The following is a 25,868-nucleotide window of genomic DNA, read 5'->3' on the forward strand; positions in this document are numbered from 1 at the left end:
TCACAACCCCGGCACACGACCCAGCCACTCGTCGGCCCTGTCCGGCAGGAAGCCGGGCACCCCGCTCACCTGGAAGACCAGCCAAAAACACGCCACGACGAGCAGCACGATGGCGAATCCGACGAGCCCGCGGACAAACCACCCCTGTCGCCCCATCCAGGCCGTCCACAGTCGCGCCTTCTCCCGTGCGAAGCGCAGCAGTCGCCTGGCCCAGGCGAACTCGGTCGCCCAGATGCCCAGCCCGACGAAGATGATCACCCAACCCGGCCCGGGCAGCGGCAACAACACGATGCCCGCCGCGATGACGACCGCGCCGGCGGCGGCCACTCCCACCCGATAGAAGAGGTATGCCGTGGGATTGGCACGAATTCTGGGCCGCCAGGCGAATCGCTCGTGCACCTCTACGGATTCGACGTCTTCCACCTGCTCCTCCGGCACCGGTGTGACCATCGGCGACCGATCAGTCGCGACCCGCGGCCGACGCCTTCGCGAACGCTTCGGCAGCAGCGGCCGTCACCGGTCCCGGCGCGGTCAGCTCGCGGTCGCCCACGGCATGCACGGCCTGCACGTCGCGTGTCGAGGAGGTGATGAAGACTTCGTCCGCGGTGTCGAGGACGTCGATCGGCAGCACCTCTTCGCGCACCGGGATGCCCGCTTCGCGGCTCCATTCGATCGTCAGCGCGCGGGTGATGCCGGCAAGCGGACCGCATTCCAGCTTCGGCGTGAGCAGTTCCCCGTCCACGACCACGAAGATGTTGGAGCCGGTGCCCTCGCAGAGCTCCCCGCGGGTGTTGGCGAAGATCGCCTCCGAGCCGCCTTCCTTCTTGGCGGCGGCGAGGGCGACGACGTTCTCGGCATACGAGGTGGTCTTGAGCCCGGCGACCGCACTGCGTTCGTTGCGCGTCCACGGCACCACGACGATCTTGGTCGTCGGCGCGGGACGGTCCACCGGCATCGCCGCGACGATGTAGGTGAGCGGGCCGTTGCTGCGGTCGGAGGCCAGCGGTCCCTCGCCGGCCGTCACCGTGTAACGCAGGCGGCCGAAGTCCAGGTGCTCGGCCAGGACGGCGTCGAAACCTTCCTGCAGCCGAGCGCGATCGGCCGACGGCAGCCCCAGGCCGTGCAGCGAGCGGTCCAGCCGGTCGTTGTGGCGGTCGATCGCGAACGGCTTGCCGTCGACGACCTTCGCCGTCTCGAAAACGCCGTCGCCGACAGTGATTCCGTGGTCCAGTGCTCGCACGCTCGGCTTGTCGTCGACCAACTCCCCGTCGACCCACACCCGCACGCCCATTGTCCGCCTCCGCATCGCTCGAGATTGGTGACTTCATCCTGTCACTCGGCACCAGGGTGGGGACCCGCTGGTCCGGATGCCGCAGCGCCACGACGCCGCACCGGGCAGTGATGAAACAATCTGCGGTATGCCGAGCTCGCTCCCCCACGACCCGATCGCCGAGGCGCGCCGCCAGTGGACGGCCCACGGATGGGGAGCGTATGCCGACGGCATGGCCGCCATCACGTCGGTCATCCGGGCCCAGCAGATCTTCATCGCGCGCGCCGAGGAGGTCCTCCGGCCGCTCGGCCTGACCTTCGCCCGCTACGAACTGCTCACCCTGCTGCACTTCACCCGCACCGGCGCACTGCCGATGGCCAAGGCGAGCGCACGGCTGCAGGTCCATCCGACCAGCGTCACCAATGCGGTCGACCGGCTGGAGAAGGTCGGCCTGGTACGCCGCGCCCCGCACCCGACCGACCGCCGCACGACGCTCATCGAGATCACCGCCGAAGGGCACGAACTCGCCCTGGTCGCGACCGAGCAACTGAACAAGACGCTCTTCAGCGACCCCGGCCTGGACAGCGAAGACCTGCGTCCCCTGCTGCGCATCCTGGCTCGGTTACGCCAGGAAGCAGGCGATTTCGCGGAACCTTCGGAGTGGTGAGCCTCAGGACCCGGTGAACTTCGGCGCGCGCTTCTCGACGAAGGCCGCCATACCTTCCTTCTGGTCGTCGGTGGCGAACGCGGCGTGGAAGGACCGCCGCTCCAACCGCACGCCCTCGGCCAGCGTCGTCTCGAACGCCGCGTTGACCGCGTCCTTGGCCATCATGGCGATCGGCAGCGACATGCTGGCGATCTTGTCCGCCACCTCCTGAGCCGCGGCCCGCAGGCCGTCGGCCGGCACGACGCGCGCCACCAGCCCCGACCGTTCGGCCTCCTCGGCACCTATCTGCCGGCCGGTCAGCACCAGATCCATCGCCTTGGCCTTGCCGACCGCGCGGGTGAGTCGTTGCGAGCCGCCCATGCCCGGTATGACGCCCAGCGTGATCTCGGGCTGCCCGAACTTCGCGGTGTCGGCCGCGATAATCAGGTCGCAGAGCATCGCCAGCTCGCAGCCGCCGCCGAGCGCGTAACCCGCGACTGCCGCGATCATCGGCGTGCGGACGCGGGTCAGGCGCTCCCAGGCGCCGAAGAGGTTGTCGCCATACGCCTGGGCGAACGTCTTGTCGGCCATCTCCTTGATGTCCGCGCCGGCGGCGAACGCGCGCTCGGACCCGGTGAGGATGATGGCGCCGACTTCCGGATCCTGGTCCAGGGACTCGGCCGCCGCGACCACCTCGGTCATCACCGCGGAGTTGAGCGCGTTGAGCGCCTCGGGGCGGTTGAGCGTGATTGTCGCCGTGCGCCCGTTGCGCTCGACCAGGATCGTCTGGAAGTCGGTCACCGTCACTCCTTGGAAAGCGTTGCTCACGAACCGGTTTCGTGGCTGCGGCCGGAGCCGCAGCCACGATCATGTCACGGTCAGACGGTGACCGCGGCCACCTCGTCGCTCGCATCTCCCTCCGGAGCCGGCCTGCTGCCCGGCGTGAGCGCCGAGACCACGATCATCACGATGGCGTTGGCGATCAGGGCCACGATGCCGATCGCGATGTGCTGCAACGGCCCGGGCAGGATGCCGAAGGTCGTGATGCCCTTGTGGTAGATCGAGCTGTCGAGCGACATCCAGGTCACCAGCAGCGCGCCGACCACCATGCCGGCGGTCGCGCCCCACGAACTGACCGGATTCCTCTTGAGCAGACTGGCCAGCATCGACGGCAGCAGCTGGGTGACGAACGCGTAGCCGAGCAGCAGCAGGTTGACGATCGCCTGCCCACCCTGGAAGAGCAGGAACAGCGAGACCAGCGCGACCACCGGGACGGACGCCTTCGCGACCAGGCTGGCCGACGCCTCGGACGCCTTCGGGAAGAGTGGCTTGTACAGGTTCGAGGAGATCGTCGTGCCGCACGTCGTCAGCAACATCGCCCCGGGCACCAGCGCACAGAACAACCCCGCGGCGCCGACCAGTCCGACGACCCACTGCGGCAACGCCTGCGTCACGATCTCGAGCAATGCGTTGTTCGCGCCACCGTTCGGTGCGACCTTCAGCGCGAGAGCCGCGGTGAAACCGATGAAGAAGACGAACAGGATGACCAGCTGGTAGAGCGGCAGGAAGACCGCGTTGCGGCGGAACGTCTTCGGGTTGTCGGCGGCATACACCGCGCCGAAGTAGTGCGGCCACATGAAGAAGCCGAGCGTGGACATCAGGATGTTGCTGATGAACCAGCCCATGTCGTAACCGGATTCACTCAGGTGGAGGGAGACGCCACCCTTCGACCAGGCTGCCGGCAGGCTGTTGCCGTCCAGTTCGTGGAAGAGGTGCGCGAAGCCGCCGCCGAGATGCAGGGGCAAGTAGATGCCGAGGACCACCACGATGACCAGGACGATGATGTCCTTGACCACCGCGTTGCTGGCCGCGGAATGTATGCCGGACACCACCACGTAGGCGACCAGCGCGACGGTGCCGCACCATTCGGCGGCGGTCGTCGAGATCTTCCCGTATGACGTGGCGTTGACGATGATGCCGAGACCGGCCAGCTGCAGCTCGAGGTAGGGAATCATCGCGACGATGCCGACAATGGCCACGACGGTGCCGCTGGTGCGCGACTTGTATTTCGCCACCCACCAGTCCGGCTGGGACAGCAGGCTCATCTTCTTGCTGTAGCGCCAGATCGCCGGTGCGAGCCAGTAGGAGATGACGTAGGCGAGGCTGCCGTAGCAGAGGATGTAGAAGGCGGCGCCGCCGTGCGCATACGCCCACCCGGACGCGCCGAGGAAGGTGAACGTCGTGTAGATCTCGCCGGCGAGCAGCAAGAAGACGATGATCGAGCCGAGATTGCGGCCTCCGACGCTCCAACCCTCCATGTCCATGTCTTTACCTCGGCGCGACCACAGGCCGAGACCGAGGGATGCGGCGAAGAAGATCACCAGGATCGCGAGTGCGACGTTCATGCCTGCGGCTCCTCGTCAACGGAGTTGGCCGGATCGGTCTTGTAGACGATTCCCATGCAGACCGAGGTGAGCACGACGGCGACGACGATCCAGACCAGCAGGAACGGGAAGCCCGCGATGGTCGGTGTCGTGCGGTTGAGGAACGGCGTGCAGACCAGCATCAGGATGAAGGGGATCGCCGCAAGCGCGAGATGTAGTTGACGAAGTCTGCTCATGCGTGGGCTCCTGTTCGCGGATAATTCCGTATTGTGAAATACTTCTTCCATCACGTGGCATCCAACAGGCGTGACTCATCGCTGTCAAGAGCCCGACCGCCGGTTGGGCGCCCGCCGTTCGGCGTCGACATGCGGAACGGGACATCGACCGAACGTCGCGGCCCCGGGGTCCCGCTCCGGTCAGGAGAGGTCGGGCCCGGCCTCGGTGTCGGCCCGGTAGGCCTGGCCGGCGTCCGACTGGCCGTCGCTGCCGTCCTGCCCGGAGAACGTGTCGTCGGACTCCGCCTGCTCCGAGTCCGTATCGTCGGCGAAATCCTCGCTGCTGGAATCCGATTCGTCGCTTTCATCACCCAAGCTGCCGGCCGACTGGCTCTCGTTGGTCTGCTGCCCCCCGAAGCCGCCCTGACCGGCTCGGCCGGCGGACTGGTCCGGCTCAAAATCGTCGTGCTGACTCATCGGAGATGCCCTTTCGTCGTCTTTGCTTCGGCCCCGCCGGGTCATGACGGGCGGCTCTCCCACGCTAGGGGCGGTACGCTGCCCGGCACCAGTCACGACAGGCACAACGGCAAGCGTGGAGGCAACGATGCGCCATCAGGTGACCGATGCGGACACCGCGTCGGCGGTCGGGAGCGGGGACGTGCCGGTGCTCGCCACCCCGCGCCTGATTGCCTGGCTCGAGGCGGCGACCGTCGTCGCGGCGGCGCCATACCTCCGGCCGGGGCAGACCACGGTCGGCACGTCGATCCAGATCGAGCACACCCGCCCCAGCGCGGTCGGCACCTCGGTGGAGATCAGTGCCGAGGCACAACCGGACGAGGGCGGGCGGCGAATCTCCTTCGCTGTCAACGCCGTCGACGACACCGGTGAGCGCATCGGTGGCGGTGCGATCGTCCGAGCGGTGGTCGATCGTGAGCGCTTCGTCTCCTCGCTCCGAGGCTGACCGCGCACGATTTCCGCGAGGAGCTAGTCCTCGATGCGGAAGCCCACCTTGACGGTGACCTGCCAGTGCGCGACCGCGTCGCCCTCGATCTGGCCGCGGATGTTCTCCACCTCGAACCAGTCGAGGTTGCGGACGGTGCTGCCCGCCCGGGTGATCGCGTTGGTCACCGCGCTCTCGATGCTCTCCGGTGAGCTTCCGACGATCTCCGAGATGCCGTAGGCGTGGTTTGCCATGGGGTGCTCCGTTCGCGGGTCTGCGGTGCTCCGACCGGCTCATTCTTGCCGTAGGGGCCGGGCCCGTCCAGAGATGCCGAGCCGCACAGCGAGGTCGGTCGCGCTCGTGCCCCAGGTTTGCCGGATGCGTGCTCCCTCCGGACCGACGTCGATCACCGCATCAGGACTGTAGATCCGGCTGACGCATCCCACGCCGGTGAGCGGATAGGTGCACTCGGAGACGATCTTGGGCTCCCCCTGCTTGGTGAAGAGCGACATCATCACGAACACCTGGCGTGCGCCGATCGCAAGGTCCATCGCGCCACCCACCGCAGGGATCGCCCCGGGTGCTCCGGTGTGCCAGTTGGCGAGGTCGCCGTGCGTCGACACCTGGTAGGCGCCAAGGACGCACACGTCGAGGTGGCCGCCGCGCATCATCGCGAACGAGTCGGCGTGGTGAAAGTATGCCGCCCCCGGCAACTCGGTCACCGGCACCTTTCCGGCATTGGTCAGGTCCGGGTCGACCTGCTCACCACTTGCCTTCGGGCCCATGCCGAGCATGCCGTTCTCGGTGTGCAGGGTCACCCCCTGCTCCGGACGAAGATGATCGGCCACTTTCGTGGGCTGCCCGATGCCGAGGTTGACGAACGCACCGGCAGGGATGTCGCGCGCCACGACGGCCGCGACTTCGTTCATGTCGAGCGGTGCGCGGTCCAGGTGTTCGATCGGCTGGTGGATCTCGCTGGTCATCGGGCCCCCTCGACGGTGTAGCGCCGTGCCTCCACGGCGACGACCCGGTCGACGTAGATCGACGGCGTGACAACGCATTCCGGGTCCAAGCTGCCGACCGGCACGATCTCGGTGACCTGCACGATCGTCGTCGTCGCGGCGGTCGCCATCACCGGCCCGAAGTTGCGCGCGGTCTTGCGGTAGACCAGGTTTCCCACGGTGTCCGCGCGATGGGCGGAGATCAGTGCGTAGTCCGCCTTGATCGGGTACTCCAGCAGGTAGTCGCGGCCGTCGAAGCTGCGCAGCTCCTTGCCCTCGGCGAGCGGGGTGCCGACAGCGGTCGGGCAGTAGAACGGCCCGACACCGGCTCCACCAGCGCGCATCCGCTCGGCCAGGTTGCCCTGCGGCACCACTTCGAGTTCGACTTTCCCAGCCCGGTAGAGCTCGTCGAAGATGAACGAATCCACTTGCCGCGGAAACGAGCACACGACCTTGCGCACCTGGCCGGCCTTCAGCAGAGCAGCCAGGCCGACCTCGCCGTTGCCCGCGTTGTTGGACACGATGGTGAGGTCCTTGGCGCCCTGCCGGATCAACCCGTCGATGAGGTCGAACGGCATCCCGGCGAGGCCGAATCCGCCCACCAGCACGGTCGATCCGTCCTCGACGCCGGCGACCGCTTCGTCGACCGTGTCGCACATGACCGCGGCACTCACTCGGAGGCCGCCGGGTTCTCGAGCACCACGGCGAGGCCTTGGCCGACGCCGATGCAGATGGCGGCCACGCCATACCGGAGATTGTCCTCCCGGAGCACCTTGGCGAGTGTGCCGAGAATGCGTCCGCCGGAGGCGCCGAGCGGGTGACCGATCGCGATCGCACCGCCGCGGGTGTTGACGATCGACGGATCGATCGGCCAGGCGTCGACGCAGGCCAGGGACTGGACCGCGAACGCTTCGTTGAGCTCGACCCGTCCGACCTGGTCCCAGCCGATGCCGGCTCGCGCCAGGGCGCGGTTGGCGGCCTCGACCGGCGCGTAGCCGAAGGCCTGCGGCTCCAGCGCCATCGTGCCGCGTCCGGCGATGCGGGCGAGCGGGTCGGTGCCCAGTTGCTGGGCGGCCGCCTCCGAGCCGAGCAACACCGCGGAGGCACCGTCATTCAGTGGGGAGGCATTGCCGGCGGTGATGGTGCCGTCCGGGCGGAACGCCGGCTTGAGGCCGGCGAGGACCTCGACGGTGCTCGTCGGCCGGATGGACTCGTCGCGGGTGACCGCGTCGCCCTTCGGTCGCTCGACCGCGGTGACGAGGCTGTCGTAGAACCCGGATTGCCAAGCCTCCTCGGCCAACTGGTGTGAGCGGGCAGCGAATTCGTCCTGCCGCTCGCGGCTGATCCCGAAGCGCTCCTGCAACTGCTCGTTGCCCTCGCCGAGGCTGACGGTCCACTCCTTCGGCATCGCCGGGTTGACCAGGCGCCAGCCGAGCGTGGTGGACACGGCGGTGACGTCCCGGGCGGGATAGGCGCGGCTCGGCTTCGGCAACACCCAGGGAGCACGCGTCATCGACTCGACGCCGCCGGTCAGCACGATCTCCGCGTCGCCGGTCTCGATCTGCCGGCTCGCCATCATCGCCGCGTCCAGGCTGGAGCCGCAGAGCCGGTTGACGGTCGTGCCGGGCACCGACGTCGGCAGGCCGGCCAGCAGAGCCGCCATCCGCCCGACATTCCGGTTCTCCTCACCTGCGCCGTTGGCGTTGCCCCAGACGACGTCGTCGATCGCGGCGGGGTCGAGGTCCGGGACATCGGCCAACACCGCCCGAATCGCGTGTGCTGCCAAGTCGTCCGGACGAACGTCAGCCAGCCCACCGTTGAACTTGCCGAAGGGAGTTCGGCGCGCTGCATAGATGTAGGAGCTCATACGTCGAAGTTAGCGTCGACGACGGATATTCTGAAGTATCGATATCACCCACGATTAAGAGCCTGTGCATATGGAATTGCGTCACTTGCGCTACTTCATCGCCGTTGCCGAGGAGCAGCACTTCACCCGAGCCGCCGAGCGGCTGCACATGGCGCAACCGCCGCTGTCCCAGGCGATCCGGCAACTGGAGAGCGAACTCGGCATCGAGCTCTTCCACCGCAGCACCCGCCACGTCACGCTGACGACCGCCGGGCTGGCATATCTGGAGCGGGCCCGCGGGCTGCTGGAGGAGCTGGCCGATGCTTCCGAGCATGCGCGCCGCGTCGCCGCCGGAGTGGTCGGGCGGCTCGTGATCGGCTGCGTCGGCTCGGCGACCTATTCGTTGCTGCCGCAGCTTTCTCGCGGCCTCGCCGACGAATTGCCGGGCGTCGACTTCGCGTTCCGTGGCGAGATGCTCGTGCCCGATCAGGTCACCGCACTGCGCAACGGCGACATCGATGTCGCGCTCCTGCGGCCGCCGGTCGCCGACCTCGGCCTGACCGTGGAGCCGATCCGGCACGACCGCCTCGTCGTCGCCCTGCCTGCGGCTCACCCCCTCGCCTCGGCGCCACGCGTCCGGGTCACGCAACTGGCCGGCAGCGACCTCATCGTGCACTCCGCCGACCGCCGGTCGGTGATGTATGACGTCGCACTGCGCCTGCTGCACGACGCCGGCATCGAACCGCACATCCGACACGAGGTCGGCGAGACCTCGACGCTGGTGACACTGGTCGCCGGCGGCCTCGGCGTCGCGATCGTCCCCGAGCCGGTGCAGGCCCTGCAGCTGGACGGCGTTGTCTACCGGCCGTTGGTGCAGCCGGCCGAGACGGTCCCGCTCGCAGTCGCGCACCGCGCCGGCCGGCACGAACCACACCTGGCACGCGCCGTCGGCGTCATACGAGCGCTGACGTAGGGATCGGCTTCTCCCCGCCCCGAGCACCGTTCCACAAAAGCGTTCTACTCGAACGAATCGATGAAGATCCGGAACAACTCCGACTGACTGGTGACCCCAAGGCGCTCGTATGCATTGTGCCGATGCACTTTCGCCGTGCCCTCGGAAATGTGCAACTCCTTCGCGATCGATTGATTACTGTGTCCCCGGAGAATCAAATTCACGACGCGAAACTGGGCCGGGGTGAGCTGGCCCGAAAACGCCGTCTCGAGCACGGAATCGACCTCGCCTCCGCGCGGTTCGGCAGAGATCACCGACGCCAGTTCCGCATGCCGTCGCAACAGTGCGTCGACGAGGGGCGCGAGCTCGGCGAGTGTGGCGAATTCGTCCGCGGAGAACGCCTCCGACGTCCGGTTGCGCATGAGTGAGTAGGTCGCTCGCCAGCCGTCCGCCAGCGTCACCAGATAGCCGATTTCCTCGATCAACGTTCCGGATTCGTCCGATATGCAGGGATGGACCTCGTGGGATGCGGCGAAGTCCGACGCGAAGAATGCATCCGGTGCGATCTCCGCCATACGCCACAGCCCGTCGTCGACACCGGTCGTGCAGGCGACGTAGAACGGGTCGAGCAGGTAGCCGCCCTTGAGATAGGAACTCAACGCGTTGCGGGACACGCTCGCGCTGTATCCGTCATGGATGAGCAACGGCGGCGAGGCCGGATGGAACGCGAAGATGCAGGTCATGTCGACGACCGCCCGGTCGCCGATGAATCGGTCCGCCGCAGAACCGAATCCAGCCGCACCCAGCTCGGCAACCAGGGTCGCCACGGTGCCAATCTCCTCTGGGGTCATGGGCGGCTCTCCACGAAAGTTATGCCTTTCGGTATATGGCTCGGACGCGCAGGTCGCGCCTAGTGTCCTGGATCACAACCGACCGGCGCCAGCAGCCGGCGGGTCACGGACGGAGGACACTCAGCATGGCAGGCAGACTCGAAGGACGCACCGCACTGGTCACGGGAGGTGCGGGCGGCTGCGGGCTGGCCGCGAGCCGGCTCTTCGCCCGCGAAGGCGCCCGCGTCGGCATCCTCGACCTGCCGTCGAGCGACGGTGCCGTCGTGGCCAAGGAGCTGCAGGCCGGCGGATTCGACGCGGTGTTCGCCCCGGCCGACGTCTCCCGACCAGACGAGGTCACCGCAGCAGTGGACGCGGTCGAGAACGAGTTCGGCAACATCACCGCCCTGATGAACCACGCCGGGATCCTGGCCGCCGGGCCGTTCCTGGACACCACGGTGGAGGACTGGGACCGCATCATGTCGGTGAACGTTCGCGGCATGTTCCTGGTCACCAAGGCGGTACTGCCGGGCATGATCGCGGCCGGCGGCGGCAGCATCGTTAGCACCTCCTCGATCTCCGGTGTCGTCGGCACGCCGATGGAAGTCCTCTACTGCACGAGCAAGGGTGCCTGTCACATGTTCGCTCGGGCCCTCGCCGTGGAGTTCCGTGACCAGAACATTCGGTCAAACGCCGTGTGCCCTGGCTTCATCGCGACCGACCACGGAAGGCGTGAGGTCAGCCTGCTCACGCAGCACGGCGTCGATGTCTCCGACGCGGCGATCGCTGCAGATCAGGGCCGGATGTGCGAACCGGAAGAGGTCGCCACCGCCGCCCTCTTCCTGCTCAGCAATGACGCAAGCTTCGTCAACGGCGCCCACCTGTTCGTCGACAACGGTTACACCGCCGTCTGATCGAAGGAGCGGAACAGCATGGAGATCAACGAGTTCCATCCCGAGAAGAAGCACTGGCGCAACTGGGTGGGCAACCAGTCGTGCATTCGCCAGGAGACCGGGGCCCCCACCACCGAGGACGAGTTGTGTTCACTAGTGGCCGACGCGACGTCACGCGGGCTGAACGTGCGCGCCGCTGGATCCGGCCACTCGTTCACTCCGGTCGCGTTGACCAACGGCTTGCACCTCACCTTGTCGCAGATGCACGGCGTCAAGAACCTCGATCCGGAGAGCCGTCGGGTGACGGTCGGCGCGGGGACGACCATCAACGAGGTGGTCGCGGTCCTGAAGCGCAACGGACTGTCGATGATCAACCAAGGGGACATCGATTCCCAAGCAGTCGCCGGAGCGCTCACCACCGGGACACACGGGACCGGGGCAACACTCGGAAACATGGCGTCCGCGATCGTCGGAATGAAGCTGGTGCAACCCGATGGCAGCATCTTCACTGTCGACGAGTCGGACAGCGATGTGTTGGACGCCGCGCGCGTCTCGCTCGGCACCCTCGGTGTCATTTCCGAAATGACCCTTCAAGTCATGGATGCCTACAACCTCCATGAGCGCATCTGGCGCGAGGACTTCGCGTCGGCGATGGAGCGACACGACGAACTCGCCGCCGAACATCGCCACTTCGGCTTCTTCTGGTGTCCGACGGCGGAGAGCCGTCATCTCTACTGCCTGCCCGACACCGCGGAGACCTCCGCCACCGGCCGGGTTGCGGACGTGTGCGAGATGAAGGTGATGGACATCACCGACGAAGCGCCCTTCGAAACGCAGTTCGAGAAGGTCGCCTACAGCTCTGACGTCTATCCCATCACCTACGTCCCGAACTTCCACGAACTCGAATACGCCGTGCCGGTCGCACACGGGAAGGACGCGGTACGTGCTGTCCGCGAACTGATGCTGACCGACTTCCCCGACGCGCTCTACCCCATCGAGTACCGGTTCACCGCCGGCGACAGCGGGTGGATGAGCCCGTTCCACGGGCAGGACAGCGTCACGGTTTCGGTCTCGGGCCAGCCAGGGCTGGACTATTGGGACTACCTGCGCGCCGTCGACGAAATCCTGCGCTCGTACGGCTCACGGCCGCATTGGGGAAAGATGCACTTCCTCACCGGCGACGACGTCACCCGGCTCTACCCGAAGGCGGCGGACTTCCGACTGCTGCGCGAAAAACTCGACCCGCGGGGTCACTTCCTCAACGAACATCTGAGCCCGCTCTTCGGCTGACGCCGCACAGCTCTACTCGCCATCGACCAGCCCTCCACCCTAGGAGCGACATGTCCGCCATCCACCGCACGGCGCCCGACGACTGCGCGTCGTCCGACGACCGCAAGCTCGCCGAGCTCGGCTACAAGAGCGAGCTCAAACGCTCGTTCTCCGGGTTCTCCAATTTCGCCATCTCGTTCTCCGTCATCTCGATCCTCAGTGGCCCGTTCATCAGCTTTTTCATCGGCTGGAACAACGGCGGCCCGATGGCGATCTCGTGGGGCTGGCCACTGGTCAGCCTGCTGATCATCGTTGTCGGCCTCTGCATGGGCGAGCTGGTCTCCGCGATGCCCACCTCCGGCGGAATGTACTACTGGTCAGCCAAATTGGGCTCCATCAAATCCAGCTACTTCACCGGCTGGCTGGACTTCCTCGGCCTGCTCGGCATCGTGGCGGCGGTGGCGTACGGCGCAGCGACGTTCGTCGACGTGACGATCTCGGCATACAGCGACAGTTGGGCGCGCGGCTACTCACTCGATCGGCTGTTCCTCATCTTCGTGGTGCTGCTCGTGCTCGTGACGATCGTGTCGATCTTCTCCAGCCACCTGCTGGCGATCATGAACAGCATCTCGGTCTGGTGGCACGTGGTCGGGGTCGCGGCGATCATCGCGATCCTGGTGTTCGTGCCCGGCCACCACGCCAGCGTGTCCGAGGTTTTCCTGCAGCGCGTCAACAACACCGGCTTCTTCCACGGGAGCACCTCGGGTATGGCGTTCATCTTCATCGTCCTGCCGCTGTCGATGATCCTGCCGCAGTTCACCATCACCGGGTATGACGCCTCTTGCCACATGTCCGAGGAGACGGTCGGGGCGTCCGACGCGGCGGCGAAGGGCATCTGGCGCGCGATCCTCTACTCGGCGATCGCCGGCTGGGTGCTGCTGCTGGCCATGCTGTTCGCGATCAAGGACTCGGGCGCAGTGACCAAGAGCGGTGGCAGCTCCGTCGTCGTGTTGCAGCAGGCCCTCGGTCAGCCCTGGTTCGGCCTGGTCCTGATCATCTCGACCATCGGTCAGCTGTTCTGCGCGATGGCCTGCATGACCTCCACGACACGCATGCTGTTCGCCTTCAGCCGGGACGGCGCAGTGCCGCTCGCCCACTACTGGACCCGCTTGTCCCGCAAGGGCGTTCCCTACCTCAGTGTCCTGCTGGTGGCCGCGCTCGCCGTGCTGATCACCCTGCCGGCGTTGGTTCGGGTCGACATCAACGGCGCACCCGTCCCGGTGGCATTCAACGCGGTCGTGACGATCGGTGTGGTCGGCCTCTACCTTGCCTTCGCCATCCCGATCTTCCTGCGCTGGCGCAAGGGCGACGACTTCACGATCGGCACGTGGAGCATCGGCCGGCACTACCGGTGGCTGTGTCCGCTCGCTGTCGTCGAGATCGGCGTCACCACCCTCATCGCCCTGATGCCGAGCTCGGCCGGCGGGGTCCCGTGGATGGCCGGATTCTCCTGGAAGTACGTCAACTACACCCCGCTGGTGGTCGGCGGCACACTGCTGGTGCTCTGGGCGATCTGGGAGCTGTGGGTCAAGCACGTCTACACCGGTCCGCGCGCAACCGTCGACCTACCCGCCGGTCTGTCCTCGGCCGACGAGCTGAGTGCCGAATGGAGCCAGCATCACCCGCACCACCGGGTGCCGGCCTCTCAGCACGATGAGGTCGGCTGAACCACCATCACAGGACAGTGCGGATCCGCGTCTCGAAGTCCGTCATGTGCTCCCGCATGAGCTTCGCGGCGCGGCGTCCGTCGCCCGCTTCGATCGCCTCCAGCAACTGGATGTGCTCCTGGACGTGCGCGCCGACGTCCGCCAACCTGGGCGCGGCGACGGACCAGATGCGGGTCGCCAGATTGCCGTACCGCACGAGCGCCGTCTCCAGGTGCTGGTTGTGCGTCGCCCGGTAGATCGCCCGGTGCACCTGCAGGTCCCAGTCCATGTGGTCGCGCGCCGACGTACCGGGTGCCAACGCCGCCAGAGCAGCGGCGAGCCGCCGGAACTCGGTTTCGTCGTCGCCCGCCTTCCGCTCGGCGGCCGCTTCGGCGGCCAGTGGCTCCAGTGCTCGCCTGATCTCCGAGATCTCCGAAAGCGCTGTGATGTCAACAGGACTGGCAAACGTGCCACGGCGCGGATAGGTCACGATGAGGTGGTCGGACTCCAGTCGCTTGAGCGCCTCGCGCAAGGGTGTGCGACCCACGCCGAAGTACCCGGCCAGCTCCTGCTCGTTGAGCGCCTCGCCCGGCCGGATGTCCAGCAGGACGAGGCGCTCCTTGAGCCCCTGATAGGCGAGCTCGGTCATCGACGGGCCCTCGACTGACGTCGTCATCCACGATCACTCTCCCCAGGCATTGACAAACGGATCCGGAATCCATACCTTAATCCACATCTAATATATCAGTTGTCGGCGATATTAGGAGCAGCTGTGGCAACAACCACCGGCCCCGTGCCGTGCGTGACCCCGACCCTCGACTCAGCACTCGCTGACTTCGACCCCGAGATCGCCGCCGCGATCGACGACGAGCTGGCCCGCCAGCAGCAGACCCTGGAAATGATCGCCTCCGAGAACTTCGCGCCGGTTGCGGTCATGCAGGCGCAGGGTTCGGTGCTGACCAACAAGTACGCCGAGGGCTATCCCGGCCGGCGCTACTACGGCGGCTGCGAGCACGTCGACGTCATCGAGCAGCTCGCGATCGACCGGGTCAAGGACCTCTTCGGCGCTGAATACGCGAACGTGCAACCGCATTCGGGCGCGCAGGCCAACACCGCCGTCTACTTCGCCCTGCTGGAGCCGGGCGACGCCATCCTCGGGCTGGACCTGGCGCACGGTGGTCACCTCACGCACGGCATGCGGATCAACTACAGCGGCAAGATGTTCGACGTCGTGCCCTACCACGTGGGTGACGACGGGCTGGTCGACATGGAGGAGGTCGGCCGCCTCGCCCGCGAGCACCGCCCCAAGCTGATCGTCGCGGGCTGGTCGGCATACCCCAGGGTGCTGGACTTCGCCGCCTTCCGGGCGATCGCCGACGAGGTCGGCGCGCTGCTGATGGTCGACATGGCGCACTTCGCCGGGCTGGTCGCCACCGGGCTGCACCCGAATCCCGTCCCGTATGCCGACGTCACGACCAGCACCACCCACAAGACCCTCGGCGGCCCGCGCGGCGGCATCATCCTGACGGGCGACGCCAAGCTCGCCAAGAAGATCAACTCGGCGGTGTTCCCCGGCATGCAGGGCGGCCCGCTCGAGCACGTCATCGCCGCGAAAGCCGTCGCGTTCAAGGCCGCCGCCGGTCCGGAGTTCGCCGACCGGCAGCAGCGCACTCTCGCCGGCGCCCGCCTGCTCGCCGAGCGCCTCCTGCAGGACGACGCGAAGGATGCCGGCGTGCAGGTGCTGTCCAACGGCACCGACGTGCACCTGGTGCTGGTCGACCTGCGCAACGCGGCGCTGGACGGCAAGCAGGCCGAGGACCGGCTGCACCGCATCGGGATCACGGTCAACCGCAACGCGGTCCCCAACGACCCGCGACCGCCGATGGTCACCTCGGGCTTGCGGATCGGCACGCCGGCACTGGCCACCCGCGGGTTCACCGAGGAGGACTTCCGGGAGGTCGCCGACATCATCGCGCGCACCCTGATCGCCGACGACATCGACGCGGTGGCCGAGGAGCTGCAGGGCCGAGTGGCCACGCTCGCCCGGCGTCACCCGCTCTACCCCACTCTGACCCCGAAGGACACGCCAGCATGAGCCAGAGCCAGCGCGAGCTGCCCTCGCACCCGAAGTTTCTCTGGCACAACCCGGACCCGAGCGACCGCTACGACGTCGTCATCATCGGCGGCGGCGGGCACGGGCTGGCCACCGCTTACTACCTGGCCCGCAACCACGGCATCACCCGCGTCGCAGTGCTCGAGCGCGGCTGGCTCGCCGGCGGCAACATGGCCCGCAACACCACGATCATCCGCAGCAACTACCTGTGGGACGAGTCGGCAGCGATGTACGAGCAGTCGCTGAAGCTGTGGGAAGGGCTGGAGGACGAACTGGGCTACGACATCTTCTTCTCCCAGCGCGGCGTGCTCAACCTCGCCCACACCCTGCAGGACGTGCGCGACTCCGTGCGACGTGTCGAGGCCAACCGGCTCAATGGCGTCGACGCCGAGTTCGTGACGCCCGAGCAGGTCAAGGAGATCTGCCCGATCATTAACATCGACGGCGGAATTCGCTATCCGGTGATGGGTGCGACATACCAGCCGCGCGCAGGGATCGCCAAGCACGACTGGGTCGCCTGGGCATACGCCCGGCGCGCCAGCGAGCTGGGCGTCGACCTGATCCAGAACTGCGAGGTCACCGGTTTCATCATGGACGGCGAGCGGGTCACCGGTGTGCGCACCACCCGCGGTGACATCCACACCGACCGGGTGGCACTCGCGGCCGCAGGGCACACCTCCACGCTGACCGAGCTGGCCGGCTTCCGGGTGCCGATCCAGTCGCATCCGCTCCAGGCGCTCGTCTCCGAGCTCCACGAGCAGATCCACCCGACCGTCGTCATGTCCAACCACGTCCACGTCTACGTCTCGCAGGCGCACAAGGGCGAGCTGGTGATGGGCGCCGGTGTCGACTCCTACAACGGCTACGGCCAACGCGGTTCGTTCCACGTCATCGAACATCAGATGTCGGCGGCCGTGGAGCTCTTCCCGGCGTTCTCCCGTGCGCACCTGCTGCGCACCTGGGGCGGCATCGTCGACGTCACCCTCGATGCGTCCCCGATCATGGGCTTGACGCCGGTGGACGGCATGTATGTCAACTGCGGCTGGGGCACCGGCGGCTTCAAGGCCGTTCCCGGCGCCGGCCTGGCCTACGCGCACACCATCGCCCACAACGAACCGCATCCCCTCAACCGGCCCTACTCGCTCGAGCGGTTCGTCACCGGTGCACTGATCGACGAGCACGGCGCCGCCGCCGTGGCTCACTGAGAGGCAGGATCACCATGCTGATCATCGAATGTCCTTACTGCGGCAAGCGGCCCGAGGACGAGTTCCACTACGGCGGGCAAGCACACGTGCCCTATCCGGAGGATCCGTCCGCGCTGACCGACGAGGAGTGGGCGCAGTACCTCTTCTACCGCGACAACCCCAAGGGCAGCTACCGCGAGCGGTGGGCGCACTCAGCCGGCTGCCGCAAGTGGTTCAACGCCGTCCGCGACACCCGCACCTACGAGATCAGCGGGACGTATGTCGGTGCCGCAACCCCCACCACCCAACCCGAAGGAGCGCAGGCATGACGTCGCGTCGTCTGTCCACCGGCGGTCTCGTCGACCGTGATCGACGGCTTCGGTTCACCCTCGACGGCACCACCTACGAGGGCCTCGCCGGCGACACAGCCGCGTCGGCAGCGCTTGCCAACGGCATTGCCCGAGTGGGGAACTCGATCTACCGCGGGCGGCCGCGCGGCGTCATGACCAGCGGAGTCGAGGAGCCCAACGCCTTCGTCAGGTCAGCCGGCGCGTACGGCGAGTCCATGCTCCCGGCGACGACGCTGGAGCTGGCCGACGGGCAACAGCTGACCTGGGAGGACGGGATCGGCACGCTCGACCAGTCGGTCGACCCGGCCGAGTACGACCACATGCACGTCCACACCGACATCGCGGTCATCGGGTCGGGTCCGGCGGGGCTCGCCGCGGCCCGTGCCGCGGTCGCAACCGGCGCGCGGGTGACCCTGCTGGAGCAGGACTTCGCGCTCGGCGGGAGTCTGCTGGGCCGCCCGGACGAGCCGGTCGAGGGCACGCCGGCCAGCGAGTGGGTTGCTCAGATCGCCGCCGAGCTGCGGGCAGCCGACAACTGCCGAATCCTCACTCGGACCAGCGTTTTCGGCAGCTTCGACAACAACTACCTGCTGGCGCTCGAGAAGCGCACCGAATCCACGCGACCCGGGATTTCCCGGCAGCGCGTGTGGCACATCACCGCCGGACGGGTGGTGCTCGCGCCGGGCGCATTCGAGAGGTCTCTCGTCTTCGCCGGCAACGACCTGCCCGGTGTCATGCTGGCCTCCGCCGTGCAGCAGTATCTGGGCCGGCATGCCGTGCTCGCCGGCGAGCGAGCCGTCGTCTTCACCACGAACGACTCGGCATACCCCGTCGCCGCCGACCTGGCCGCACACGGCGCGCACGTCGACCTGATCGACAGCCGCGCCACGGCGGGCGTCGCGGACCCCGACGGCGTGGATGTACATCACGGGACGGTGGTCGTCGAGGCCGTCGGCGAGGACCAGTTGCGCGCCGTCCGGATCGCCGCGACCGGTGACGAACCGGCCGCGTTCGAGGAGCTGCCCTGCGATCTGCTCGCCGTGTCCGGTGGCTGGTCGCCCAACCTCAACCTCCACTCGCAGCGGCAGGGAACGTTGTTCTGGGACGACGACCTCGCCGGGTTCCTGCCCGGCGACGCCGTTGCCCGCCAGGCCCTCGCCGGTTCGGTGACCGGGACCTACTGGACCGAGGGCTGCATCGGCGAGGGCACCGCTGCGGGGTCCGGCGACGCGGCGCCCATCGACCTCGCGCAACGTGCCAAGCGCGCCGGCGTGACCGACGCGCTGTGGCTGGTGAAGGCACCTGACGGCGGCCTGGACACGCATTTCGTCGATCCGCAGCGCGACGAGACGGCGGCGGGTGTCGTGCGAGCGGTCGGCGCGGGGATGCGCTCGGTGGAGCATGTCAAGCGCTACACCTCGATCAGCACCGGTCTGGACCAGGGCAAGATCGGCGGAGTCCTCACCATCGGCCTGCTCAGCCAGTTGCTGCACGAGGAGGATCTGGAGAGCGTGCCGGCCGGGCAGCCCGGCCAGGACGCGAAGCGGAGCAAGCCCTCCCCCGGAGCGATCGGCACGACGACCTTCCGGCCGCCCTACACCCCGGTCGCCTTCGCGGCTCTCGCCGGGCGCGCGCGAGGCGAGCTCTACGACCCGGCCCGGGTCACGCCGCCGCACGCCTGGCACGTCGCGCACGGCGCCCTGTTCGAGGACGTCGGACAGTGGAAGCGTCCGTGGTACTACCCGCAGGACGGCGAGGACATGGAGACCGCCGTGGCGCGGGAGTGCCGCGCCGCCCGGGAGAACGTGGCCTACATGGACGGGTCGACGCTCGGCAAGATCGAGGTGCGCGGCCAGGACGCCGCCACGTTCCTGAACCGCATCTACACCAACGCCTTCGCCAAGCTCGCCGTCGGGAAGCAGCGGTATGGCGTGATGTGCCGCCCGGACGGCATGGTGTTCGACGACGGCGTGACGTTCCGATTGGCGGACGACCGCTTCCTCATGACCACCACCACCGGTGGCGCAGCGGGAGTGCTGGAGTGGCTCGAGGAATGGCACCAGACCGAGTGGCCCGAGCTGGACGTCTGCTTCACCTCGGTGACCGAGCAGTGGACGACCATCGTTGTTGCCGGGCCCAATTCCCGGGCCGTCATCGCGAAGATGGCACCGGACCTCGACGTGTCCAAGGAAGGCTTCGAGTTCATGGCCTTCCGGGACACGGTGCTCGCCAGCGGCATCCCGGCGCGGATCGCCCGGGTCACCTTCTCCGGTGAACTCGCTTACGAGATCAACGTCGCCGGCTGGTATGGCGAGGCCACGTGGGAGGACGTCACGGAGGCGGGCGCGGAGTTCGGGATCACGCCGTACGGCACCGAGACGATGCACGTCCTCCGCGCCGAGAAGGCCTACCCGATCGTCGGGCAGGACACCGACGGCACGGTGACCCCGCACGACCTCGGGATGGACTGGGTCGTCGCCAAGAAGAAGAAGGACTTCATCGGCATGCGGTCCTATGCACGTGCCGGGCACGTGGAGGAGGGCCGCAAGCAACTGGTCAGCCTGCACCCGATCGACCCGGAACTGCTGCTGCCCGAAGGAAGCCAGGTCCTCGCACGCGAGGACACACCAGCGCAACCGTTGAACGGCATTGCCAGCACACCAATTCCGATGCTCGGGCATGTGACGTCGAGTTACCGCAGCCAGGCGCTGGGTCACACGTTCGCCCTGGCGCTGGTGCGTGACGGACGGTCGCGCATCGGCGAGCAGCTGACCGCGTCATACAACGGGAAGTTCTTCCCGGTGCTGGTCGGCGACTCGGTTGTCTACGACAAGGAAGGAGCGCGTCGCGATGGCTGACCGCGCAACCGTACTGAACCGGCGCCGGAGCCCGCTGAGCCGGCTGACCGACGAGCTGTCCGCCGGAAGCTCTGCCGAGGTCCAGCTGCGCGAGATCCCGTTCCTCGCGCAGCTCGGGCTGAGGGCCGTGCCGGGGACCGCGTCGGCACACGCCCTGGAAGCCGAGCTGGGCGGCGGGCTGCCCACCCGCGTGGGCGCCGTGACCGAGCTCGCCGACAACCGTTGGGTGCTCTGGCTCGGCCCGGACGACTTCCTGCTGATCGCACCGGACGAGGCCGACGGCGGACCGGACCCGGCGCGACTGACCGACCAGCTCGCCGGCGCCCTGGAGGGTCTGCCCGGCCAGGTGGTCGACCTGTCGGCCAACCGAACCACCTTGGAACTCCAGGGCGTTGCGGCTCAGCAGGTGCTCGACAAGTCCTGCCGCCTCGATCTCGACGAGGTCGCGTTCCCGGCGGGCACGGCGGTCGCGACCCTGCTCGGATCAGTCGGCGTCATCCTTTGGCGCGTGGAACCGGACCGCTGGTGGATCATGCCCCGATCCTCCTTCGCGATCCACACCGCCCGCTGGCTGCTCGACGGGATGCGAGAGTTCACCTGATGGCGCTCTCGGCGCTCGACCTCTTCTCGATCGGCATCGGCCCGTCCTCCTCCCACACCGTGGGTCCGATGCGCGCGGCCGCACGCTTCGCCCGCGACCTCACCGCTGAGGGACACACGCCCTCGGTGACCCGTGTCCAGGTCCAGCTCTTCGGCTCGTTGTCGGCGACCGGCGTCGGGCACGGCACGGACCGCGCGGTGGTTCTCGGACTGACCGGTGCCGATCCGGCCACCGTGGACGTCACCTCGGCGTTCGCGGACTTCGACCGCATCGGGCGCACCGGCCGGCTGCCCTTGGACGGCACCCAGGAGATCGATTTCGACCTGAGCACCGACCTGGAGTTCCGGCGGAAGGCGCTGGCGGGCCACCCCAACGGGCTGCGGTTCGCGGCGTTCGACGCGGCAGGCAGCACGCTCGCCGAAGCCGAGTTCTACTCGGTGGGAGGTGGATTCGTGCTTTCCGCGGCGGAGCTCGCGGCGCCCTCGGGCGCCGATGAGACCCGTGTCCCCCAGCCGTTCGGCACGGCCTTGGAGTTGGTGCAGCGCTGCGCCGAGACGCGGTCGTCGATCGCGGACGTGATGCTGACCAACGAAGCCGCCTTCCGGCCGGCCGCCGACACCCGTGCCGCGCTGCTGGGCATCTGGCACGTCATGCAGGAGTGCGTCCGCAGCGGCTGCACCCGTGACGAGGAGTTCCTGCCCGGCACGCTGCGCGTGCGGCGACGCGCGCCGACGCTGCTGCGCAGTCTGGAGGAGAAGCACGCCCCCGGGCGCGGCGACGACCCGCTGCGGGCCATGGAGTGGGTCAATCTGTATGCGCTGGCGGTCAACGAGGAGAACGCCTCGGGCGGACGCGTCGTCACCGCCCCCACCAACGGGGCGGCGGGCATCGTCCCCGCAGTGCTGCACTACTTCACCGAATTCGTCGACGGNAACGAGGAGAACGCCTCGGGCGGACGCGTCGTCACCGCCCCCACCAACGGGGCGGCGGGCATCGTCCCCGCAGTGCTGCACTACTTCACCGAATTCGTCGACGGCGCGGACGACGATGCGGTGGTCACCTTCCTGCTGACGGCTGCCGCGATCGGCATTCTGTTCAAGGAACGCGCGTCGATCTCGGGTGCGGAGGTCGGCTGCCAGGGCGAAGTGGGCTCGGCCTGCTCGATGGCCGCGGGCGCCTTGTGCGCCGTGCTGGGCGGCACGCCCGCTCAGGTGGAGAACGCCGCCGAGATCGGCATCGAACACAACCTGGGCCTGACCTGCGATCCGGTCGGCGGGCTGGTGCAGGTGCCCTGCATCGAGCGCAACGCCATCGCCGCGATGAAGGCGATCAACGCTGCCCGACTCGCGCTGCGCGGAGACGGTGAGCACCGGGTGCACCTGGACCAGGCGATCGAGACGATGCGGATGACCGGGCTCGACATGAAAACCAAGTACAAGGAGACCAGCCGTGGCGGACTTGCTGTCAACGTTGTCGAGTGCTGAACCCGCAGCTTCCCCCGAACGGAGACGGACAGTGGCCGAGAACACCGACCATCGCTACGTTCTCACGCTGAACGGCCCGGAGCGGCCGGGCCTGCTGCACGCGATCACCGGCTTCCTCGTCGGCTATCAGGCCGACATCCGGGAGCTGAAGCAGTTCGACGACGCGCTCTCCGAGTCGTATGTCGCCCGCGTCGATTTCGCGCTCCCCAGCGAGAGCGATCCCGGCCTCGACCCACTGCAAGCCTCCGTGGCCGAGCTGTCCCGGCGATGGCACCTGGAGTGTCGGCTGCGCCGGTCCACCAGCAAGACCCGCGTGCTGGTGATGGTGTCGAAGTTCGAGCACTGCCTCAATGACCTCCTCTTCCGGACCCGCATCGGTGAACTCCCGATCGAAATCGTCGCGATCGGCTCCAACCACACCGACCACCAGGACATCGCGGAGTGGTATCGCGTGCCGTTCCACCATGTGCCGATCACCCGCGACACCAAACCGCAGGCCGAAGCGGAGCTGCTGCGGCTGCTGGCGGAGTATGACGTGGAGCTGCTCGTCCTTGCGCGCTACATGCAGATCCTCTCCGACGACCTGATCACCCGGCTGCCGGTGCCGGCGATCAACATTCACCACTCGTTCCTGCCGAGCTTCAAGGGCGCGCGCCCCTATCACCAGGCCTACGAGCGGGGCGTGAAAACCGTTGGCGCGACAGCGCACTACGTGACCAGCGATCTCGACGAGGGACCGATCATCTCCCAGCAGGTGCAGGAGGTGGACCACGCCTATCGCCCGGACGACCTGGTCGCCGCCGGCCGGGACACCGAGTGCAAGGCCCTCTCGAATGCGGTCCGCTGGCACAGCGAGGGCCGAGTCGTCACCCAGGGGCGACGCACGATCGTCCTGCGCTGACGTACAACTTGCCGCGCCACCGGATGCCGCCGGGCACCGCACGTCGACAGTCATTCTCTGCTGACGGGTTGTGCGCCCAGGCCGACGGGTAAGGACTGGTCTTCATGGCGGGTGAAGCGGTCGTCCGCAGGAAGGGAATGAATCATGTCGCAAACGAACACGGTGTCACGGAGCATGCACGACGTCGGGCTGGCCGTCTGGTTCGGCGGGGCGTTGATGGGTGCGATCGGATTGAACGGCGCGGCCGCCGATGCACGGGACCCGCAGGAACGCCTCAGGATCTCCTCGAAAGGATGGGCGCGGTGGGCACCGGTCAACGCTGCCGCGATCGGCGTCCATGTCGTGGGCGGGTTGGGACTGATCGGTGGCAACAAGAGCCGGCTGAGCATACAGTCGCAAGCTCGGACAAACACCTACACCAAGACGGCGTTGACCGGTGTCGGCATAGCGTTGACGGCATACAGCGGCTACTTGGGCAGTAAGGTGCAACGCTTCAGCGACCAAGGCGGCAAGGGAGCCACTGAGCCACGCGAGGATGCGTCGCCGCAGCTGCGCTCTGCGCAGCAGCAGCTGCGCGTTTGTCAGTGGGCCATCCCGGCCGTCACCGCGGCCCTGGTGGTCCTGGGTGCCGCACAGGGAGAGCAGCAGCGTCCGCTGGCAGGGTTTTTCGCCCACTGATCGTCCTGGAGACTTCAGCCCGAGAAGCAACGCATGCCAGGAAGTAGCGAAAGGTGTCCGTCGGCGACCTCACCAGGCATACGAACAGCCCCTGACCTCGCATTTCCGCGAGCATCAGGGGCTGTTTCGAGCTGGTGGACGATACTGGGATCGAACCCTTTTGGGAGGGGGCTCTCAAGCATAAGGTCACTCACGGCCTGACCTGCTGATATGTGTCAATCATGCTGTGCTGCAGCGCTATTTGCACTTTCAGGCCTAGGGTCATAGGTGGACGCTACGTGACAGAGATACTCTTAGAAGTGACCCAGTAAGTGACCCCGTGGAGGCAAGCGACCACATGGCTAGAAGCGACTTCGGACGCGTGCAGAAGCTCCCGAGCGGCAAGTTCCGCGCGAGGTATCAGTATCTCGGCTCGCTGCACCTGGCGCCGCATACCTACCTGACACAGACCGATGCCCGCGCCTGGCTCGTGGCCGAGAAGAGACTCATCAGTTCCGACTCCTGGACGCCTCCGGCCGTGCGAGCCGCCGCTGCAAAGCGAGCTAAAGCCACGGAGGCACAGAACATCTTCAGGACGTACGCGACGACGTGGCTCGACGGTCGACACGACCTGCGAGCGAACACACACGCGGCCTACACACTGGCGCTCAAACGACACCTACTGCCAACGTTCGGAGATCTCGCTATCGACGCGATCACCACTGCAGACGTTCGCGCCTGGTTCAACTCGTATGGGCAGAAGACACCGACCGCACGAGCCCGTGCGTATCAAGTTCTAGCATCGATCATGAACCACGCGGTCGATAACGACGTGATCGGAAAGTCGCCTTGTCGAATCAAAGGCGGTGGCATCGCGCAGGTCAAGCACGAGCCCGAGCCCCTGACTCTCGCCGAACTGTTCGCGCTCGCCAATGCGATGCCCGCCAAGCACTACGCACTGACGTTGCTGTGTGGCCTTGGCGGTCTCCGCTTCGGTGAGGCGGTCGCGTTACGTCGACGCGATATCGACCTCAGGGCGGGCACCGTACGGATCGCCCGTGGCGCGACCCGGACCAACGGCGTCAAGTCCGTTGGCGCACCGAAGACCAACGCAGGCAAGCGGACGATATCGGTTCCAACCGTCGTGATAGACGCACTCGCAGACCACCTGAAGACAGTTGCCAGCGCCGCAGACTCGCTAGTGTTCCCAGCCGACAATGGCGAGGTCTTGGCACCCTCCGCGCTGTACGGCAGCAAGCCGCGCATCGAGAAGCGAGGCCGGAAGAAGTACGCGAAGAACGGTTACGGCTTCTACCGCGCTCGTGTCGAGATCGGGCGCCCGGCGTTTCACTGGCACGACCTGAGGCACACTGCCGCCTCGCTTGGAGACCAGGCAGAAGCGACTCCGAAGGAAATGCAGCACCGACTAGGGCACACCACGCCAACCATGGCACTCAGGTATCAGCATTCAACCGCCGAACGTGACAAGGCCGTAGCCGATCGACTTCAGGCCCAGATCGACGCCATGGCAAAGGTGATCACCACCGCTCCGTGACCTGATTGTCGTCGGCTCCTGTCGCTGGCCGAAGGCGAAGGTATCGCCGCAGCGGCCGGTCGCCAGCTCGACCGCCACCCGCAGCGCGACCCCGACCGCCCGGTGAATGTGACACAACCGCTCGGACACTGACCAAGATCAAGCAATCGGCCGACGACTGGTGTATTTCCGTCGGAGCCCACGTTGCCTGAGCGCACACCATGCCGCAGCGCC

At 67.3% G+C, this 25,868-nt stretch carries 27 protein-coding genes; 15 read left to right on the plus strand and 12 right to left on the minus strand.

Annotated elements, in window-relative coordinates; genetic code table 11:
* Together ACN8HC_RS14785 and ACN8HC_RS14790 are read right to left on the minus strand one after the other, a co-directional pair.
* A complete protein-coding gene (locus ACN8HC_RS14785) occupies positions 1–450 on the minus strand; it encodes a TIGR02611 family protein (RefSeq protein ID WP_490075602.1) in 450 nt (149 codons plus the stop codon).
* 10 nt (positions 451–460) lie between these two features.
* Positions 461–1,306 carry an aminotransferase class IV gene (locus tag ACN8HC_RS14790; RefSeq protein WP_490075603.1) on the minus strand — a complete coding sequence of 282 codons (846 nt, stop codon included), beginning with the start codon at positions 1,304–1,306 and terminating at the stop codon, positions 461–463.
* A 112-nt stretch (positions 1,307–1,418) separates the two neighbouring features.
* On the opposite strand from ACN8HC_RS14790, the gene ACN8HC_RS14795 reads away from it, so the two are divergent.
* Positions 1,419–1,937, plus strand: a complete 519-nt coding sequence (locus tag ACN8HC_RS14795) for a MarR family winged helix-turn-helix transcriptional regulator (protein WP_490075604.1) — start codon at positions 1,419–1,421, stop codon at positions 1,935–1,937.
* Between the two features lie 3 nt (positions 1,938–1,940).
* Here ACN8HC_RS14795 and ACN8HC_RS14800 read toward each other — a convergent pair whose 3' ends face one another.
* The 4 genes from ACN8HC_RS14800 to ACN8HC_RS14815 all read right to left on the minus strand — a co-directional run bounded on the left by ACN8HC_RS14800 (position 1,941) and on the right by ACN8HC_RS14815 (position 4,992).
* Positions 1,941–2,717 (minus strand): enoyl-CoA hydratase, encoded by a 777-nt coding sequence (locus ACN8HC_RS14800; RefSeq protein ID WP_490075605.1) that lies wholly within the window; start codon positions 2,715–2,717, stop codon positions 1,941–1,943.
* A gap of 77 nt (positions 2,718–2,794) precedes the next feature.
* Positions 2,795–4,321, minus strand: a complete 1,527-nt coding sequence (locus ACN8HC_RS14805; RefSeq protein WP_490075606.1) for a sodium:solute symporter family protein — start codon at positions 4,319–4,321, stop codon at positions 2,795–2,797.
* Positions 4,318–4,536 (minus strand): DUF3311 domain-containing protein, encoded by a 219-nt coding sequence (locus ACN8HC_RS14810; RefSeq protein ID WP_490075607.1) that lies wholly within the window; start codon positions 4,534–4,536, stop codon positions 4,318–4,320. Before ACN8HC_RS14810 ends, ACN8HC_RS14805 begins: the two co-directional genes overlap by 4 nt.
* A 180-nt stretch (positions 4,537–4,716) precedes the next feature.
* Positions 4,717–4,992, minus strand: coding sequence for a hypothetical protein (locus tag ACN8HC_RS14815; RefSeq protein WP_490075608.1), 276 nt, complete (start codon positions 4,990–4,992; stop codon positions 4,717–4,719).
* Positions 4,993–5,119: 127 nt separating this feature from the next.
* On the opposite strand from ACN8HC_RS14815, the gene ACN8HC_RS14820 reads away from it, so the two are divergent.
* Positions 5,120–5,476, plus strand: coding sequence for a thioesterase family protein (locus tag ACN8HC_RS14820; protein WP_490075609.1), 357 nt, complete (start codon positions 5,120–5,122; stop codon positions 5,474–5,476).
* A 23-nt stretch (positions 5,477–5,499) separates the two neighbouring features.
* On the opposite strand, the gene ACN8HC_RS14825 is transcribed toward ACN8HC_RS14820, so the two are convergent.
* Genes ACN8HC_RS14825 through ACN8HC_RS14840 form a run of 4 tightly spaced genes read right to left on the minus strand, consistent with a single transcriptional unit; the run spans position 5,500 to position 8,323 of the window.
* Complete coding sequence (locus ACN8HC_RS14825; protein ID WP_490075610.1) at positions 5,500–5,709, minus strand: dodecin; 210 nt, start codon at positions 5,707–5,709, stop codon at positions 5,500–5,502.
* A 39-nt stretch (positions 5,710–5,748) separates the two neighbouring features.
* On the minus strand, positions 5,749–6,438 hold the full coding sequence (locus tag ACN8HC_RS14830) for a 3-oxoacid CoA-transferase subunit B (protein WP_490075611.1): 690 nt from the start codon (positions 6,436–6,438) through the stop codon (positions 5,749–5,751).
* Positions 6,435–7,115: a 3-oxoacid CoA-transferase subunit A gene (locus ACN8HC_RS14835; protein ID WP_490075612.1), complete on the minus strand. Its 681-nt coding sequence runs from the start codon at positions 7,113–7,115 to the stop codon at positions 6,435–6,437. Before ACN8HC_RS14835 ends, ACN8HC_RS14830 begins: the two co-directional genes overlap by 4 nt.
* An 11-nt stretch (positions 7,116–7,126) precedes the next feature.
* Complete coding sequence (locus ACN8HC_RS14840; protein WP_490075613.1) at positions 7,127–8,323, minus strand: thiolase family protein; 1,197 nt, start codon at positions 8,321–8,323, stop codon at positions 7,127–7,129.
* A gap of 70 nt (positions 8,324–8,393) precedes the next feature.
* Here ACN8HC_RS14840 and ACN8HC_RS14845 point away from each other — a divergent pair, with 70 nt between their 5' ends.
* On the plus strand, positions 8,394–9,275 hold the full coding sequence (locus ACN8HC_RS14845; RefSeq protein ID WP_490075614.1) for a LysR family transcriptional regulator: 882 nt from the start codon (positions 8,394–8,396) through the stop codon (positions 9,273–9,275).
* Positions 9,276–9,319: 44 nt separating this feature from the next.
* Here the strand turns inward: ACN8HC_RS14845 and ACN8HC_RS14850 are convergent, their stop codons facing one another.
* Entirely contained in the window at positions 9,320–10,081 is a 762-nt protein-coding gene (locus ACN8HC_RS14850; protein WP_490075615.1) for a helix-turn-helix transcriptional regulator, read from the minus strand.
* A 149-nt stretch (positions 10,082–10,230) separates the two neighbouring features.
* Here ACN8HC_RS14850 and ACN8HC_RS14855 point away from each other — a divergent pair, with 149 nt between their 5' ends.
* The 3 genes from ACN8HC_RS14855 to ACN8HC_RS14865 are packed head-to-tail and all read left to right on the plus strand — an operon-like array spanning position 10,231 to position 13,973.
* Positions 10,231–10,998, plus strand: a complete 768-nt coding sequence (locus ACN8HC_RS14855; RefSeq protein WP_490075616.1) for an SDR family NAD(P)-dependent oxidoreductase — start codon at positions 10,231–10,233, stop codon at positions 10,996–10,998.
* A gap of 18 nt (positions 10,999–11,016) precedes the next feature.
* Positions 11,017–12,267 (plus strand): D-arabinono-1,4-lactone oxidase, encoded by a 1,251-nt coding sequence (locus ACN8HC_RS14860; protein WP_490075617.1) that lies wholly within the window; start codon positions 11,017–11,019, stop codon positions 12,265–12,267.
* A gap of 50 nt (positions 12,268–12,317) precedes the next feature.
* Complete coding sequence (locus tag ACN8HC_RS14865; protein ID WP_490075618.1) at positions 12,318–13,973, plus strand: amino acid permease; 1,656 nt, start codon at positions 12,318–12,320, stop codon at positions 13,971–13,973.
* A gap of 7 nt (positions 13,974–13,980) precedes the next feature.
* Here the strand turns inward: ACN8HC_RS14865 and ACN8HC_RS14870 are convergent, their stop codons facing one another.
* Complete coding sequence (locus ACN8HC_RS14870; protein WP_490075619.1) at positions 13,981–14,628, minus strand: GntR family transcriptional regulator; 648 nt, start codon at positions 14,626–14,628, stop codon at positions 13,981–13,983.
* A 96-nt stretch (positions 14,629–14,724) separates the two neighbouring features.
* Here ACN8HC_RS14870 and glyA point away from each other — a divergent pair, with 96 nt between their 5' ends.
* From glyA to ACN8HC_RS14915, 9 genes are all read left to right on the plus strand, one after another.
* The gene (glyA, locus tag ACN8HC_RS14875) at positions 14,725–16,047 is read left to right on the plus strand and encodes a serine hydroxymethyltransferase (RefSeq protein ID WP_490075620.1); all 1,323 of its coding nucleotides are present in this window, start codon (positions 14,725–14,727) and stop codon (positions 16,045–16,047) included.
* A complete protein-coding gene (locus tag ACN8HC_RS14880) occupies positions 16,044–17,270 on the plus strand; it encodes a sarcosine oxidase subunit beta family protein (protein ID WP_490075621.1) in 1,227 nt (408 codons plus the stop codon). Before glyA ends, ACN8HC_RS14880 begins: the two co-directional genes overlap by 4 nt.
* Before the next feature lie 14 nt (positions 17,271–17,284).
* Positions 17,285–17,578, plus strand: a complete 294-nt coding sequence (locus ACN8HC_RS14885) for a sarcosine oxidase subunit delta (protein WP_490075622.1) — start codon at positions 17,285–17,287, stop codon at positions 17,576–17,578.
* Positions 17,575–20,457 (plus strand): FAD-dependent oxidoreductase, encoded by a 2,883-nt coding sequence (locus ACN8HC_RS14890; RefSeq protein ID WP_490075623.1) that lies wholly within the window; start codon positions 17,575–17,577, stop codon positions 20,455–20,457. Before ACN8HC_RS14885 ends, ACN8HC_RS14890 begins: the two co-directional genes overlap by 4 nt.
* A complete protein-coding gene (locus ACN8HC_RS14895; protein ID WP_490075624.1) occupies positions 20,450–21,058 on the plus strand; it encodes a sarcosine oxidase subunit gamma in 609 nt (202 codons plus the stop codon). The genes ACN8HC_RS14890 and ACN8HC_RS14895 overlap by 8 nt, the downstream gene beginning before the upstream one ends.
* Positions 21,058–22,542, plus strand: coding sequence for an L-serine ammonia-lyase (locus ACN8HC_RS14900; RefSeq protein WP_490075625.1), 1,485 nt, complete (start codon positions 21,058–21,060; stop codon positions 22,540–22,542). The genes ACN8HC_RS14895 and ACN8HC_RS14900 overlap by 1 nt, the downstream gene beginning before the upstream one ends.
* Before the next feature lie 31 nt (positions 22,543–22,573).
* A complete protein-coding gene (purU, locus tag ACN8HC_RS14905) occupies positions 22,574–23,443 on the plus strand; it encodes a formyltetrahydrofolate deformylase (protein ID WP_490075626.1) in 870 nt (289 codons plus the stop codon).
* A 144-nt stretch (positions 23,444–23,587) separates the two neighbouring features.
* Positions 23,588–24,121: a hypothetical protein gene (locus ACN8HC_RS14910; protein WP_490075627.1), complete on the plus strand. Its 534-nt coding sequence runs from the start codon at positions 23,588–23,590 to the stop codon at positions 24,119–24,121.
* Positions 24,122–24,440: 319 nt separating this feature from the next.
* Positions 24,441–25,655, plus strand: a complete 1,215-nt coding sequence (locus ACN8HC_RS14915) for a tyrosine-type recombinase/integrase (protein WP_188837866.1) — start codon at positions 24,441–24,443, stop codon at positions 25,653–25,655.
* The last annotated feature ends 213 nt before the right edge of the window (positions 25,656–25,868 follow it).

Source organism: Flexivirga sp. YIM B11880 (assembly GCF_058148645.1).